The organism is Streptomyces sp. SID8374 (assembly GCF_009865135.1).
In the GTDB taxonomy this organism is placed as follows: Bacteria; Actinomycetota; Actinomycetes; order Streptomycetales; family Streptomycetaceae; genus Streptomyces.
Map to the genome: position 1 here is coordinate 2,576,691 of NZ_WWGH01000001.1, position 14,429 is coordinate 2,591,119.

A 14,429-nucleotide genomic window follows, 5' to 3' on the forward strand; every position below is an offset into this window, starting at 1 on the left:
GCCGCGACCCGCGACGCGCCGTACGGCACGGGCGGGTGCGGCCCGGGGTGTTCCGCGCGTACCCCTTGAGGGGCCCGCGAAACGGGGGGAACGGGTGGGGTCAGACGGAGGTGGAGGATTCCGCCCCGGTGCCCGCGGCGGCCTTGGCGGCCGCGCGGACGGCTCCGGCGACCGCGCCGGCGACCTTGTCGTTGAAGACCGAGGGGATGATGTAGTTCGCGTTGACCTCGTCCTCGGCCACCACATCGGCGAGGGCTCCGGCGGCGGCGAGCATCATCTCCGTGTTGACGGTGCGGGACTGAGCGTCCAGCAGACCGCGGAAGACACCCGGGAAGACCAGCACGTTGTTGATCTGGTTGGGGAAGTCGGAGCGTCCGGTGGCGACGACGGCGGCCGTCTCGCGGGCGACCGTCGGGTCGACCTCGGGGTCCGGGTTCGCGAGCGCGAACACGATCGCGCCGTCCGCCATCGCCGCGACGTCGTCGCCGTTCAGGACGTTCGGGGCGGAGACGCCGATGAAGACGTCCGCGCCGACGACGGCCTCCTTGAGGGTGCCGGTGACGCCCTCGGGGTTGGTGTTGTCGGCGATCCAGCACAGCGGCGAGTCGGGGTCGGCGGCGACCAGGTCCTCGCGGCCGCTGTGCACCACGCCGTGGATGTCGGCGACGACGGCGTGCTTGACACCGGCGGCGATCAGGAGCTTCAGGATGGCCGTACCGGCCGCTCCGGCACCGGACATGACGACCCGTACGTCCCCGATGTTCTTGCCCACCACACGCAGGGCGTTGGTCAGCGAGGCCAGGACGACGATGGCGGTGCCGTGCTGGTCGTCGTGGAAGACGGGGATGTCCAGGGCCTCGCGCAGCCGGGCCTCGATCTCGAAGCAGCGGGGGGCGGAGATGTCCTCCAGGTTGATGCCCGCGAAGCCGGGGGCGATCGCCTTGACGATCTCGACGATGGCGTCGGTGTCCTGGGTGTCCAGGCAGATCGGCCAGGCGTCGATGCCCGCGAAGCGCTTGAAGAGGGCCGCCTTGCCCTCCATGACGGGCAGTGCGGCCATCGGGCCGATGTTGCCGAGGCCGAGCACCGCGGAGCCGTCCGTCACGACTGCGACGGAGTTGCGCTTGATGGTGAGGCGGCGGGCGTCCTCGGGGTTCTCGGCGATCGCCATGCAGACCCGGGCGACGCCGGGCGTGTAGATCATCGAGAGGTCGTCACGGTTGCGGATGGGGTGCTTGGACGCCATCTCGATCTTGCCGCCGAGGTGCATGAGGAACGTACGGTCGGAGACCTTGCCCAGCACGACGCCCTCGATGTCGCGCAGACCTTCGACGATCTCGTCCGCGTGCGAGGTGGAGGAGGCCGCGATCGTGACGTCGATCCGCAGCTTCTCGTGGCCGGAGGCTGTCACGTCGAGGCCGGTGACCGAACCCCCCGACGACTCCACGGCCGTGGTGAGCTGGGAGACCGCGGTGCCGCTGGCGGGCACCTCCAGCCTGACCGTCATCGAGTACGAGACGCTGGGCGCCGTTGCCATGGCCGAGTCCTTCGCTTTCCTTAAGCTTCATTGCCGCGTATCCGGAACCCTCGTTCCGGTCACGCTTCCCGATCGTCGCACCTACTGACTGGTAGCCGGTAATGAGTGCCGTCTTTCGGAAAGTGTTTTCCACCATACGAGAAGTCACCCGTTCGGCGGAACCCCCAACCGCCTCCGCAAACGAAAACAGACCCGCGCCACCATCAGGTGACACGGGTCTGTCTTCTTCACTTGGGTGGCACCGACCCGCCATGCTCGCCTCGCGGCAAGTGGTCGCTCGAAGCGACGAAGGTTGGGCCCGGGGGCTTGGATCGAGCCGGTGCCAGTACCACGGTAACAAAGACCCCGGAGAAGTGATTCCCGTGCGACAGGTTGACTTCGCGCCGTCGGTTCCCGGCAGGTCCGGGTCGCTCCCCCAGCCCGTCCGGATCACCCCCGCAGCTGGCCCGGGTCACTCCCTCAGCAGGTCCGGCACCCCGTCCTCGTCCGGCATGTCCCGCTCCCCCGACACCACCGTGAGCTGCTGCGTGGCCCTCGTCAGCGCCACGTACAGCACCCGCAGCCCGGCCGGGGACTCGTCCGCGATCTCCGCCGGTGAGACGACCACCGTGGCGTCGTACTCCAGCCCCTTGGCCTCCAGGCTGCCCAGCGCCACCACCCGCTCCCCCAGCTCGGCGAGCCACTCGCGGGCCTGGGCGCGGCGGTCCATCGCCACGACCACGCCCACCGTGCCGTCCACCTCCGCCAGCAGCCGCCGCGCCTCCTCGCGGACCGTGGCGGCCAGGTCGCCGCCCTCGACCGGCACGAAGCGCGGCACCACCCCGGTGGAGCGGACGGCCGACGGGGACTCCATGCCGGGCATGGCGAGCGCCAGCACCTTGGCGGCCAGCTCCGCGATCTCGGCCGGGTTGCGGTAGTTGACGGTGAGGGTGAAGCGGCGGCGCGGGCGGGAGCCGAGCGCCTCGTCCCGGGCGGCGGCCGCCTCGTCCGGGTCGGACCAGGAGGACTGCGCCGGGTCACCGACGATCGTCCAGGTGGCGTGGCGGCCCCGGCGGCCCACCATCCGCCACTGCATGGGCGTGAGGTCCTGCGCCTCGTCGACGATGACGTGCGCGTACTCCGTGCGCTCCGCCGCGAGCCGCTCGGCCCGCTCCCACTGGGTCTCCTCGCGCTGCGGCATCAGCTCCTCCAGGCCGGAGAGCTGGTCCAGCGGGTCCATCTCACGCTTCCGCTTGGGCCGCACCACCGTGCCCAGCAGCGCCTGGAGCTCGTCCAGGAGCGCCACGTCGTGGACGGAGAGGGGGCCGGTGCCGTCCGCGTCCAGCCGCTTCAGGGAGCGGGCCAGGCGGCGCACCTCGCCCTGGTTGAGGATGCGGCGGGACCAGCGGGCCAGCCGCTTCTCGTCGGCCATGGCGGCCAGCACCCGACGCGGGGTCAGCTCGGGCCACCAGGCATCCAGGAACTCCAGGAACGGCGTCTCGGTGGAGACGTCCTCGTCGAAGGAGGACCGCAACTCGGCCACCAGCTGCGGGTCGGTGTAGCGGCCGCGCCCGGAGGACTTGCTCCACAGGGCGTCCAGCAGCAGCTTGCGGGCGCGCGGGCGCAGCAGGTTGACGGGGGCGGTGCCGCTGAGCACGTTGTTGCGGATGCGCTGGAGCTCGTCGGCCTCCAGCTCCACCCGGGCCCCGAAGGCGACGACGCGCAGCCGGGTGGGGGTGCCTCCCGCGTCCCTCTGCGCGGGCTCGTCGCCGAAGGAGAGCTGGCCGGCGCTGCTGGGCGGCTTCGGCGCCTCCAGCGCTCCCCGGGCCGCCTTGCGCAGCACGTGGAGCATCCGCGAGGAGCCCTTGATCCGGGCGATGGCCGGTTCGTCGTAGGCGGTGGCGCCTTCCACGCCGGCCGCCTCGTCGGAGAGCGAGCCGATCGCACGGATCGCGACCTGGCCCTCCTCCCCGAGCGAGGGCAGCACACCCTCGGTGTACGCGACCAGGAGCGGCGTCGGCGAGACGATCAGGATGCCGCCCGCGTACCGCCGCCGGTCCTGGTAGAGGAGGTAGGCGGCCCGGTGCAGGGCGACGGCCGTCTTGCCGGTGCCGGGGCCGCCGGTGACCTCCGTGACGGAGGCGGCGGGGGCCCGGATGACCAGGTCCTGTTCGGCCTGGATGGAGGCGACGATGTCCCGCATGGTGTGGCTGCGGGCCTGGCCGAGGGCGGCCATCAGGGCGCCGTCGCCGATCACCGGCAGCTTCTCGCCGTCCAGGTACGCCGTCAGCTCCGGGCGCATCAGGTCGTCCTCGACCCCGAGGACCTTGCGGCCCTTGGAGCGGATGACCCGGCGGCGTACGACGCGGCCCGGCTCCTTCGGGGTGGAGCGGTAGAACGGGGCGGCGGCCGGGGCCCGCCAGTCGATCACCAGCGGCGCGTAGTCGGAGTCCAGGACGCCGATCCGGCCGATGTGGAGCGTCTCGGCGATGTCGGCGGTGGCGTCCTGGCGTACGGCGTCGTCGGCCGGCTCCACGGAGGTGAAGGCGCCGTCGGGGCCGCGCTCACCGTCCTTGCCGAGGAGCAGGTCGATCCGGCCGAAGAGGAAGTCCTCGAACTCGTTGTTCAGCCGGTTGAGGTGGACGCCCGCCCGGAAGACCTGGGCGTCCCGTTCGGCGAGGGCGCCGGGCGTGCCGACCTGCCCGCGTTTGACGGCGTCGTGCATGAGAAATTCCGCCTCGTCGATCTTCTCTTCGAGACGGTGGTAAACGCGGTCCAGATGATCCTGTTCGACACCGATTTCCCGGTCCCGCAGCGAATCGACAGCGGCATCCTGCGCGGCCACCGAGGCCCCCTTCTGACGTGCATCGGGCAGCCGTCAACCCTATGCGAAGGGGGGCCCGGGCGCACCTGCCGTCCACCGTTACGCGTGTTGCGATTGCGCGTCGGAAGACCGGGCGGCCGGGCCGGCCGGGCGGGAGGGGTCCGCCCGGGCGGCCGGGTCCGCTCAGGCGCCGATCTCCACCAGCCGCTCCCCGTCGAACGTCCGTACCTCGAACCGGTCGATGTCCTCACGGGCCATCGCCGCGCCGCCGTGCACGTACAGCGGGTTCTTCGCCGACTCGTGCGCCGAGCCCTCGATGCCGTACCCCCACTGCGGGACGGACCAGGAGGTGACGACCTCCTCCTCCCCCGTCTTGGAGACGGCGACGAGCGTGCACTTCTGCGGCCCTTTGACGTTCTTCAGCTCCAGGACCGTGTGGGTGCCCCACGCCTTCTCCTCCATCCCGACCGTCGCGCCGACCCGGGTGGTGGGGTCGGTCGCGGACACCTTCTCCGTCATGTGCTGGAAGAAGGCGTCCTCGGCCGGGCTGGTGGGGTGCGGGTCGCCCACGGCGACGCTGCGGCCGCCGTCGTCGCCCGCCGTGACGGCGACGGCGGCGACCGGCCCGCCGATGATCAGCGCGGCGGCCGCGGCGATGAGATACCGGCTCCGCTTCGTACGCCGGTGCCGCCGGTGCGCGACCTCGTCCATCAGCCCGCCCAGCACCTTGGGCGCCGGCCGCTCGGGAACGTGCGGTACGGGACGGGCCCCGGGCGCGGCCGCCGGAGCCTCGGCCAGCATCGCGAGCATGGGCTCCATCCCGGCGAACTCGTCGAGATGCGCGGAACACCGTGCACAGCCCGCGAGATGGGCCTCGAAGGCGCTCGCCTGCGCGTCGTCCAGGATGCCCAGGACGTAGGCGGCGGCCGCGTCGTGCTCGGAGCCCTCGGGCTCCCCGCCGGAGGGCGGCTCGGGGCCGGTGGGGCCGCCGGGATACCCCTGGCTGCCGGGGTGCCCGGGGGCGGAGAGGTACGCGGGCCCTGAGGGGTGTGCAGGACCCGCGGGATAGGGGGTGTGCGGGGGGTGCGAGGGACCGGTGGGCATACGGGGTCCCGGAGGCCGGGGCCCGAACGGCTGCCACTGCTGGTCGCTCATGCCGTGATCCCCCTCTCTTCGAGTGCGAGCTTCATCGAACGGAGTGCGTAGAAGACCCGGGACCGCACGGTGCCGCTGGGTATGCCGAGCACCTCGGCCGCCTCGTTCACCGTACGTCCCCGGAAGTAGGTCTCGACCAATGCTTCCCGGTGCGCGGGCGTCAAATCGTCGAGCGCGTCCGAGAGCGTCATCAGCCACAGCGCCTTGTCGATCTCGTCCTCCGCGGGAATGACCTCCAGCGGCGACGGATCGACCTCGCGCGGCCGGGCCTGCCGGCTGCGGTGGCCGTCGATGACGATGCGCCGGGCGACCGTCACCAGCCAGGGGCGGACGGAGCCGGTGGCCCGGTTGAGCCGGCCGGCGTTCTTCCAGGCACGGATGAGCGTCTCCTGCACCACGTCCTCGGCCCGTTGGCGGTCGCCCGCCACGAGTCTGAGGACATACGCGAGCAGCGGCCCGGCATGTTCGCGGTAGAGCGCCCGCATCAGCTCCTCGTCGGGTATCCCGTCGGAAGGCGTGGGCGGCTCACTGCGATGTCGAGCCCTGTGCGGACGGTCATCGGCCACGGCCGCATCCTTGCGCACCCGAACCTCCTGGTCGAGACCCTGAATGGAGCTCTTCGGGCATGGATACGGGGGCGGGCGCAGGATCATTCAACGTCGCTTCATATTTCTTTCGCCGAGATCCTCCTGGGCTGCTCGCCCGCCGCCGTGGTGGCGGGCGCCCCGGCTGTCGTGGCGGCGGGCGCGGAGGCCGTACGGCGGCGGTGCCGGGCGACCCGTTCGCGGTTGCCGCAGACCTCGCCGGAGCACCATCGCCTCCGGGCTCCGCGCGAGGTGTCCAGGTAGAGCCGGTGGCAAGAGGCGCCCGCACAGCGGCGCAGCGCTCCCCGCGCCACCGGGTCGGTGAGCAGGTCCACCGCGTCCCGCGCCACGACCGCGAGGAGGCCCGCGCAGTCGGGTTCGGCGCTCAGGGTCCGTACCAGCGCACCGCCCTCGCCCGGCACCGCGCGCGGGCCCGGCGGGGCCGCGGCGGCCAGGGAGTTGACCCGATCGAGGGCCTTCTCGTAGGCGGGTGAGGCGAGTTGAGGGTCCTGGTGGCCAACCTGCTGGCATACGTTGTCCAGTTGGGCCGACACCAGCAGGTCCAGGTCCGTGCGCAGCTCCCGGAACCGGGTCAGCCAGGTGGCGTCCAGGGCGGTCAGGGCGGTGCCCGGCGGGACGAGGCGGGCGGCGGTCAGCCAGTCGGCGAGCCGTCCCGGCCCGTCCAGCTGTTCCCGGGCGCGGGGCGTCCCGCCGCCGGGCCCGGTGGCCACCAGGTCGAGACAGATCCGGCCGGAGTCGAACCGCCACACGTACGCGCCCCTGCCCGCTGCCATGCGCCTGTCACCGCCTCGGGGTCACCGGTCGGATGCCACCCCCCAGAGTGCCCCCGCCGGGGCCCGCCCGTAACCCCCGCTACGGTGACGGCCATGAACGATCACGGGGGAACGGACGAAGGGACCTTGACGCTCAGCGCTGACACCCTGCTGCTGCGCCCCTGGCGCGCGGAGGACGCCCCCGCGCTGCTGGCGGCGTACGACGATCCGGTGATGCGGCAGTGGGTGCGGCTGCCCGTGTCCACGCCCGAAGAGGCGTCCCGCTGGCTGGAGTTGCAGCATGAGGGGTGGGAGTCGGGGACCAGGTTCAGCTTCGCCGTGACGGACGCGGGCCGGGGCGGGGAGCTGGTCGGCAACCTCGCGTTGAAGCGGCCGGGACCGGGCTCCGAGCGGGCCGAGGTCGGCTACCGGACGGTGGCGCGGGCACGCGGCCGGGGTGTGGCGCCGAGGGCCCTGGAGGCGCTCACCGACTGGGCGTTCACCACCTTCGCGGCCGAAGGGCTGGTCCGTCCGGAGCTGTTGCACCAGGTGGACAACGTGGCCTCCTGCCGGGTGGCGGAGAAGGCCGGTTACGCGTTCGCGGAGGTGCTGGGCGCGCTGCCGCCGGAGTTCCCGCTGGGCGGCCATCTGCATGTGCGCCGGGCGCCGTCGAGGCGGGCCCCGCTCAGCGGGGACCCGGTGTGTCCCCCGCCGGGTCCAGCGACAGCCGGTAGCCGCGTTTGACGACGGTCTGGATCAGGCGGGGTGCGCCCAGCGCGGAGCGCAGCCGGGCCATCGCCGTCTCCACCGCGTGCTCGTCGGTGCCGCTGCCCGGCAGGGCCCGCAGCAGGTCGGCGCGGGCCACCACCCAGCCGGGGCGGCGGGCCAGGGTGTGCAGGAGGGCCATGCCCGCGGGCGGGACCGCGCGCAGTTCGTCGTCGACGAGCACGGCGTGGCCGCGGATCTCGACGCGGTGGCCGGCGATGGGCAGGACCCGGGCGGTGGCAGGGAGTTGGGCGCAGACCAGCTGGACGAGGGGGCCCAGGCGGAAGCGTTCGGGCTGGACGGTGGGGATGCCCCGGACCTGGAGCGGGAGGGCGGTGACCGGTCCGACGCAGGCGGCCAGGACGTCGTCGCGCAGCGCCCCCAGGATCTCCGGGAGGAGCCCGCGGGCCTCCGCGCGGCCCAGGAACGAGGCGGCGGCGGGGGCGCTGGTGAAGGTGACGGCGTCCAGGGCCCGGGCGGTGGTGGCGTCGAGCATCCGGTCGAGGGGGGCGATGTCCTGCGGGGGCATCCAGCGGTAGACGGGGACGCCGACGACCTCGGCGCCCGCCGCCTGGAGGGACTCGATGAAACCGGGGAGCGGTTCGCCGTGCAGCTGGAGGGCGATACGGCGGCCCTCGACGCCTTCGCCGAGGAGCCGTTCGAGGACTTCGGCCATGGATTCGGACCCGGGTGACCAGGCCTCGGTCAGCCCGGCGGCCCTCACCGCGCCCTTGGCCTTGGGCCCCCGGGCCAGGAGTTCGGCCCCGCGAAGCCGCTCCAGGAGCACGCCTCCGATGCCCCAGCCGTCGGCCGCCTCCACCCAGCCCCGGAAGCCGATCGCCGTGGTGGCGACCACCACGTCCGGGGCGTGGTCGATCAACTCCTTGGTCGCTTCGAGGAGTTCGCCGTCGTCGGCGACCGGGACGATCCGCAGGGCCGGGGCGTGCTGGACGGCGGCGCCGCGCCGCTTGAGCAGGGCGGTGAGCTCCTCGGCGCGGCGGGCCGCGGTCACTCCGACCGTGAAGCCCGCGAGGGGGCCGTGCGTGGTGTCGTCGTCCTGCATGGCGTGTTCCCGGCTCTCGTGGTCCTGCTGGTACGCGATGTACGGAGGCCCGAGACTGCCAACGGTCGGTGACAGGCCCGGTTCCCCCGTATTTCCCGGCCGTTACGTCAGCCGTGGCCCGGGGGGTCGCTTCCCTACACCTCTGCGTAACCGACCTGGGCCTTCGTGGGCACGGGTGCGGGGCGGCGAAGGTATACCACCCAGGTCAGCGCGGAGCACACGGCGTAGAAGGCGAGGAAGGACCAGAAGGCGGCGGTTCCGGTGCCGGAGGTCTGGAAGGACCTGGAGGACCAGGCCCAGGTGTGCGGGTCCCGGGCGGCCTCGCGGGCGGCCCCGGTGTCGTCGCGTACGGGCCGGAGGTTGTCCATGTACAGCGCGGCACAGAGCGCGGCCACCACGATCAGCGTGATGTGGAGGCCGAGCACGATCCGGCGGCGGCCCGGTGAGGTGAGCCCCTACGACCGCCCGTCCGGCCACAGCCGGGGCCGCCGCTTGGCGGCGACGTCCTCCACCCAGCCCACGCAGAGGATCACCAGTCCGATCAGCGGCCAGACGAGCAGGGTCATCAGCAGGGTGTACGTCGCCTCCACCGTCGATCCCAGGTGCGCGTCCACGTACGGGATCTTCCACAGGAGGTCTATCAGCGGGACCGTTGCCAGTATCACCAGGTTGTGCCAGAGGTAGATCGTCACGGCCCGGTTGTTGGCGAGCGTGACCAGGCGGTCGAAGCGGGCCAGCCTGCCGGGCAGCTCCTGCCAGGAGGGGGCGTACTGGAGCAGGATCACGCAGAAGCCGAGCGACCAGGCCGCCTGGGCGAGCGGGATGTCATTGAGGTCCCAGCCGTCCGCGGTGAGGTGTCCCGAGGCCCACCAGAGCCCGAACCCCATGACGATCGAGGCGAGCGAGATGGTGAGGTAGCGCGGCACGTCCTTGAACAGGCCGTCGTGGTGGGCGAAGCCGAGGATCCAGCAGGAGCCGAACACCGCGAAGTCGCCCAGCGCGTTGCCGGTCTCGCCGGGGATCGTCACCAGGCCGGTGCCGATCACGGCGGTCAGGCCGAGCGGGGCGAGCAGGGTCGCCCAGGGCAGCTTGCGGAACGCCCGCAGCAGCAGGGGCGAGGCGAGGACGAACCAGAGGTAGGCCCGGATGTACCAGAGGGGGCCCGCCGCCTGGATCGCCCAGGTGTCCTCCAGCAGACCGGCCGGGTCACCGCTGGACCAGGGGTAGGGGGGCGCGCCGACCGGGAAGACGTACCAGGCCAGCTTGACGAACCACCACAGCCCCTCCTCCTTCACCGGCTGCCAGCTCAGCGCGAACATCATCGGTACGGCGACGAGCGAGAACGCCCACATGGGCGGCAGCAGGCGGCGGATACGGCCCCGGATGACGCCGAGGGCGGGGCGGGCCAGCGAACGGGCCATCAGCGAACCGGCCAGGGCGAACATCACGCCCATGGAGGGGAAGAGGATGGTCAGCCAGGCCCAGCCGAAGATGTGGTAGATCACCACGCGGACCAGGGCGACGGCCCGGAGCAGGTCGAGATAGCGGTCCCGGCCGGGCTTCCTCGCGGCGGCGGGGGCCTCCACGGGGATACCGGCGGGCACGGTGGCGGCGCTCATCCGACGGGCCTCCTCTCGGGTGCGGCCTCGGCCCCGCGGCGCTGCGCGGAGACCCCGCCGGGGGCCTCGACGACGCCCGTACGCCGCAGCTTCTGCCAGCGCAGCCGGCCGCCGGTGAGGGCGGTGATCCAGGACTGGAGCAGCACGACGTACATGAGCTGGCGGTAGAGGATCTGCTGGAGCGGGAGCGAGATCAGGTGGACCATCCGCTCCTTGTCCAGCCGGAACGCGTACGCCGCACAGATGGCCTGCACGACCAGGACGCCGAACCACGCGGCGACCGTCTTGCCGGTCGGGCCGAAGACCAGCCCGTACAGCAGGAAGACGTCGATCAGGGGCGCCAGCAGCGGGGCGACGACCATGAAGAGGGAGACGAACGGCAGCCCGACCCGGCCGAAGCGGCCCGAGGGCCCGCGTTCGACGACCGCGCGGCGGTGCTTCCAGATGGCCTGCATGGTGCCGTAACTCCACCGGTAGCGCTGCGACCAGAGCTGCTGCACGGACTCCGGCGCCTCGGTCCAGGCGCGGGCGTTCTCCGCGTAGACCACGCGCCAGCCGTCCCGGTGCAGGGCCATGGTGACGTCGGTGTCCTCGGCGAGGGTGTCCTCGCTCATCCCGCCGACCCGCTCCAGGGCGTCGCGGCGGAAGGCCCCGACGGCGCCGGGGATGGTGGGCATGCAGCCGAGAAGGTCGTACATCCGGCGGTCCAGGTTGAAGCCCATCACGTACTCGATGTGCTGCCAGGCGCCGATCAGCGAGTCGCGGTTGCCGACCTTGGCGTTGCCCGCGACGGCCCCGACCCGGGGGTCGCCGAAGGGCTGGACCAGCTCGCGGACGGTGGCCGGTTCGAAGACGGTGTCGCCGTCCATCATCACGACGATGTCGTAACGGGCGTGCCGGATGCCGTTGTTGAGGGCGGCCGGCTTGCCCGCGTTCCGCTGGCGCACCACCCGTACGCCGGGCAGCCGCATCGCCTCGACGAGGTCGGCGGTGCCGTCGGTGGACCCGTCGTCGATGACGATGATCTCGATGGGGTGCTCGCTGACGGCCAGCGAACGCACGGTCGCCTCGATGCACTCGCGTTCGTTGTACGCGGGCACCAGGACGGAGACCGGGCGGGTGAAGGGCTCCCCCCAGCTGAAGTCCTTGCGGCGGACCTTGCGGGCGTGCAGGAAGGAGAGCAGCAGCATCAGCCCGAAGCGGGCCAGGACCAGCACGCCGATGGCGGCGAGGCCGACGACCAGCACGCTGGTGATCCGCTCCGAGACGCTGACGGCGGAGACGAACGCCTTGCCCTTCCAGAGCGCGAAGCCGGTGACCGGGGTGTGCGCGCTGGGGGCGTCGAGGGCGGTGGTGAGCCGGGTGAAGGTGTAGCCCTTCTCCTGGAGGTCCGGCAGCAGGGTGTCGAGTGCGGCCACGGTCTGCGAGCGGTCGCCGCCGGAGTCGTGCATCAGGACGATGGCGCCCTTGCCGTCCTTCGGGGTGGCGCGCTCCACGATGGCGGCGACGCCGGGGCGCTTCCAGTCCTCGCTGTCGGTGTTGTTGACGACGGTGAGGTAGCCGCGGCTGCCGATGTACCTGGTGACCGGCCACGACTTGTTGTCCATGGCGTCGGAGAACGAGGAGTACGGCGGCCGGAACAGCGAGGTGCGCACCCCGGCCGCGCCCGCCAGGGCCAGCTGGTTCTGGGAGAGCTCGCGGTCGATGCGGCTGGTGGACTGGTAGGAGAGGTCCGGGTGGTTGAAGGTGTGCAGGCCGATCTCGTGGCCGTCCTCCACCATCCGCCGGACCAGGTCGGGGTGGCGGGCGGCCATGGTGCCGGTGACGAAGAAGACGCCGTGGGCGTCGTACTCCTTCAGCTTGTCCAGCACCCTCGGCGTCCAGACCGGGTCGGGTCCGTCGTCGAAGGTGAGGACGACCCGGTGGTCCGGGATGGACAGGGTCTTCACCTGGGCGGAGCGGGCGTCGATGACGGGCCCGCCGTCGAGGACCTCGTCCGGCACCTGGCTGGTGGGCGCGGGCGGGCGGACCCGGTGGTCGGCGAGGATCTCGCTGTGCACATAGCCGCGCAGCATCAGCATGGCGAGCAGGGCGACCAGCAGCATGAAGGGCAGGAGGTAGCGCATGGGGAGCTTGCGCCGGGGCCGCTTGCGCGCGTTCCGCCTCCGGGCGGTGCGCGGCCTCATGGGCGCTCCGGCTCCGGTGTGCCTGTCCGCGGTCCGCTGCGACCGGTCGTGCCTGCCCCGCGGGGCGGGGTGTGTCATCTAGAAGGCGCTCTCTTCTTGCACCGGGGGTTCCGGGGACTCGGCGGGAGCGCTCGTGGTGGCGGTGGGCTCCGGCTCGGGTGACGGCGGCGGGGTGGGGACGGTCGGCTTGGCGGACGGGGTGGTGGGCGCCGGTTTCATGGCACCGCCGCCGCCGGTGGAGCCCGGGGGCTGTACGGAGGCGGAGGCGGACGGGGTGCCGGCGCCGGTTCCGGCGGGGACGGTGACGGAGGTGGCCGAGGGGGCGGCGGAGCCGGAGGCGTCCGGTTCCGGGGTCCCGGCCGGGCCGGTCGCCCCGGGGGCGGGGGCCGGCTCGTCGGCGGCGGGGTCGGCGGACTCGCTCGGCCCGGGGCGCACCTCGGCCTCCTCGGCCTTCGCCTCCTCCTTGGGACCGGAGAGCGGCAGCCAGGGGGCGGTGGAGTTGCCGCCGAGGACGGCGAAGACCAGCGTCACGGCGTACGCGGCACAGAGCGAGGCGACCACCCAGCCGAGCCGGCGGTAGGTCTTGCTGCGGCGGCCGCTCTCGTCGACGAAGACCGGTCCGTCGGATCCGCCCGGCGGTACGGGCTCGCCGGGCAGCTCGGCGAGCTGCCGTCCGAGGCCGTCCAGCTGGACCGTGACGTCGTTGGGTTCATGCGTGTGCCCGCTTCGAGCACCTTCGCGCCAATTTTCCACAGGTGTAGCCCATCCCCCACTCAACGGACAGGCGCCAAAATTGACCGGTTCTTTACTGTTGGGCGGGCCCCACCCCGTCAACCAGAACTGGCATTCATGCACCCGGAGGACGAATGTAGCGCACGACATTGACGCCCAAGTCCCCTTGAACGGAGTTGATCAGGAACGGTTGCGCATCAGTGACAGATCGCCCTCCGGCAACCAGGCCCCGGGCGGGGGTACCAGCCAGCCGTTCTCCCTACCCAACTGGGCAGTAGCACTACGCAGAGCGTCTACTCCGGGGTGCCGCAGGCCCCTGCGCCAGACCATCATCAACGGCGAAAGCGGAACCGGTTCGACCAGCGGCCGCAGCACGGATCCCGGCAGCGGCGGAAAGCCCGTCACCGCCAGTACCGGGTGTCCCGCCTTGGCGATGACCCGCTGAAATTCGGCCACTCCCACGGCGAGCGGAACGGGCGGGGCCATTTCGACGTCCCACGCGGCGAACAGCAGCGCCGCGAGCTCCGTCCACTCCCGCGTCCGCTCGTTGCCCGCCCCCGCGTAGACGGTGGTACCGGACAGCTCGGACAGCGGGATGGCCGCACGCCCTGCGAGGGGGTGAGCGGCCGGCAGCATCAGCGCCATCGGCTCGTACCGCACCGGCTGTACGCAGAGCCCGGCGCGCACCCCGGGGGCGAGCCCTCCGGCCCGGCCGAAGGAGACGTCCAGCCGCCCGGCCAGGATCTCGGAGGCGGCCCAGGTCAGCCCGGACTCGAACCGCGCCATCAGCTCGCACTCGGGGGCCAGCTCCCGGGCCCGCTCCAGCACCCGGGCCGCGGTCGTGCCGTCACTGTTCAGGTCGACCAGCAGCGGCCGGGCGGGCCCGCCGCTGAAGGCCCCGGCCAGTTCGGCGTGCGCGTCGAGTACGCGGCGCGCGTACGGGAGCAGACGCTCGCCGTCCGGGGTGAGGGAGACCTGCCGGGTGGTGCGGACGAACAGCTCCGCGCCGAGCTCGCGCTCCAGCCGCCGGATGTCCCGGCTCAGCGCCTGCTGGGCGACGAAGAGGCGGGCGGCGGCCCGGGTGAAGTGCAGCTCCTCGGCGACGGCGAGGAAGGCGCGCAGGAGCCGGGGGTCGGTGTCGGGGGTGGGCACGCGGCGAATCTACAAGGCCGCGGGGGCGCGACGGGGCGGGGGCGGGGGAGGTCTGCGGGG

11 protein-coding genes and 1 pseudogene are annotated in these 14,429 nt (G+C 72.5%); 1 reads left to right on the plus strand and 11 read right to left on the minus strand.

The window, feature by feature from the left end:
• Positions 1-100 precede the first annotated feature (100 nt).
• From GTY67_RS11420 to GTY67_RS11440, 5 genes are all read right to left on the minus strand, one after another.
• Complete coding sequence (locus GTY67_RS11420; RefSeq protein WP_161278579.1) at positions 101-1,537, minus strand: NAD-dependent malic enzyme; 1,437 nt, start codon at positions 1,535-1,537, stop codon at positions 101-103.
• A gap of 451 nt (positions 1,538-1,988) precedes the next feature.
• The gene (locus GTY67_RS11425) at positions 1,989-4,361 is read right to left on the minus strand and encodes a UvrD-helicase domain-containing protein (protein ID WP_161278580.1); all 2,373 of its coding nucleotides are present in this window, start codon (positions 4,359-4,361) and stop codon (positions 1,989-1,991) included.
• Positions 4,362-4,523: 162 nt separating this feature from the next.
• Complete coding sequence (locus GTY67_RS11430) at positions 4,524-5,495, minus strand: zf-HC2 domain-containing protein (RefSeq protein WP_161278581.1); 972 nt, start codon at positions 5,493-5,495, stop codon at positions 4,524-4,526.
• Positions 5,492-6,079, minus strand: coding sequence for a sigma-70 family RNA polymerase sigma factor (locus GTY67_RS11435; RefSeq protein ID WP_073872827.1), 588 nt, complete (start codon positions 6,077-6,079; stop codon positions 5,492-5,494). Before GTY67_RS11435 ends, GTY67_RS11430 begins: the two co-directional genes overlap by 4 nt.
• Positions 6,080-6,159: 80 nt before the next feature.
• Positions 6,160-6,873, minus strand: coding sequence for a CGNR zinc finger domain-containing protein (locus tag GTY67_RS11440; protein ID WP_161278582.1), 714 nt, complete (start codon positions 6,871-6,873; stop codon positions 6,160-6,162).
• A 93-nt stretch (positions 6,874-6,966) separates the two neighbouring features.
• On the opposite strand from GTY67_RS11440, the gene GTY67_RS11445 reads away from it, so the two are divergent.
• Positions 6,967-7,596 (plus strand): GNAT family N-acetyltransferase, encoded by a 630-nt coding sequence (locus tag GTY67_RS11445; protein WP_237502590.1) that lies wholly within the window; start codon positions 6,967-6,969, stop codon positions 7,594-7,596.
• Here GTY67_RS11445 and GTY67_RS11450 read toward each other — a convergent pair.
• The 6 genes and pseudogenes from GTY67_RS11450 to GTY67_RS11475 form a co-directional block, all read right to left on the minus strand.
• Complete coding sequence (locus tag GTY67_RS11450) at positions 7,538-8,680, minus strand: uroporphyrinogen-III synthase (RefSeq protein ID WP_161278583.1); 1,143 nt, start codon at positions 8,678-8,680, stop codon at positions 7,538-7,540. The two genes, GTY67_RS11445 and GTY67_RS11450, sit on opposite strands and share 59 nt — an antisense overlap.
• Before the next feature lie 134 nt (positions 8,681-8,814).
• A pseudogene (locus GTY67_RS35475) lies at positions 8,815-9,111 on the minus strand (hypothetical protein); the annotation flags it as partial.
• Between the two features lie 24 nt (positions 9,112-9,135).
• Positions 9,136-10,299 carry an acyltransferase gene (locus GTY67_RS11460; RefSeq protein ID WP_161278584.1) on the minus strand — a complete coding sequence of 388 codons (1,164 nt, stop codon included), beginning with the start codon at positions 10,297-10,299 and terminating at the stop codon, positions 9,136-9,138.
• Positions 10,296-12,563 carry a glycosyltransferase gene (locus GTY67_RS11465; protein ID WP_161278585.1) on the minus strand — a complete coding sequence of 756 codons (2,268 nt, stop codon included), beginning with the start codon at positions 12,561-12,563 and terminating at the stop codon, positions 10,296-10,298. The genes GTY67_RS11460 and GTY67_RS11465 overlap by 4 nt, the downstream gene beginning before the upstream one ends.
• Positions 12,564-13,238, minus strand: coding sequence for a hypothetical protein (locus GTY67_RS11470; protein WP_161278586.1), 675 nt, complete (start codon positions 13,236-13,238; stop codon positions 12,564-12,566).
• Between the two features lie 159 nt (positions 13,239-13,397).
• On the minus strand, positions 13,398-14,369 hold the full coding sequence (locus GTY67_RS11475) for a LysR family transcriptional regulator (protein WP_161278587.1): 972 nt from the start codon (positions 14,367-14,369) through the stop codon (positions 13,398-13,400).
• Between the last annotated feature and the right edge of the window lie 60 nt (positions 14,370-14,429).

Excerpts from the sequence above, each read along its gene's own strand:
- GTY67_RS11460 (WP_161278584.1), bottom strand. The coding sequence starts at position 10,299 with ATGAGCGCCGCCACCGTGCCCGCCGGTATCCCCGTGGAGGCCCCCGCC.
- GTY67_RS11420 (WP_161278579.1), bottom strand. The coding sequence starts at position 1,537 with ATGGCAACGGCGCCCAGCGTCTCGTACTCGATGACGGTCAGGCTGGAG.
- GTY67_RS11465 (WP_161278585.1), bottom strand. The coding sequence starts at position 12,563 with ATGACACACCCCGCCCCGCGGGGCAGGCACGACCGGTCGCAGCGGACC.
- GTY67_RS11440 (WP_161278582.1), bottom strand. The coding sequence starts at position 6,873 with ATGGCAGCGGGCAGGGGCGCGTACGTGTGGCGGTTCGACTCCGGCCGG.
- GTY67_RS11450 (WP_161278583.1), bottom strand. The coding sequence starts at position 8,680 with ATGCAGGACGACGACACCACGCACGGCCCCCTCGCGGGCTTCACGGTC.
- GTY67_RS11445 (WP_237502590.1), top strand. The coding sequence starts at position 6,967 with ATGAACGATCACGGGGGAACGGACGAAGGGACCTTGACGCTCAGCGCT.
- GTY67_RS11430 (WP_161278581.1), bottom strand. The coding sequence starts at position 5,495 with ATGAGCGACCAGCAGTGGCAGCCGTTCGGGCCCCGGCCTCCGGGACCC.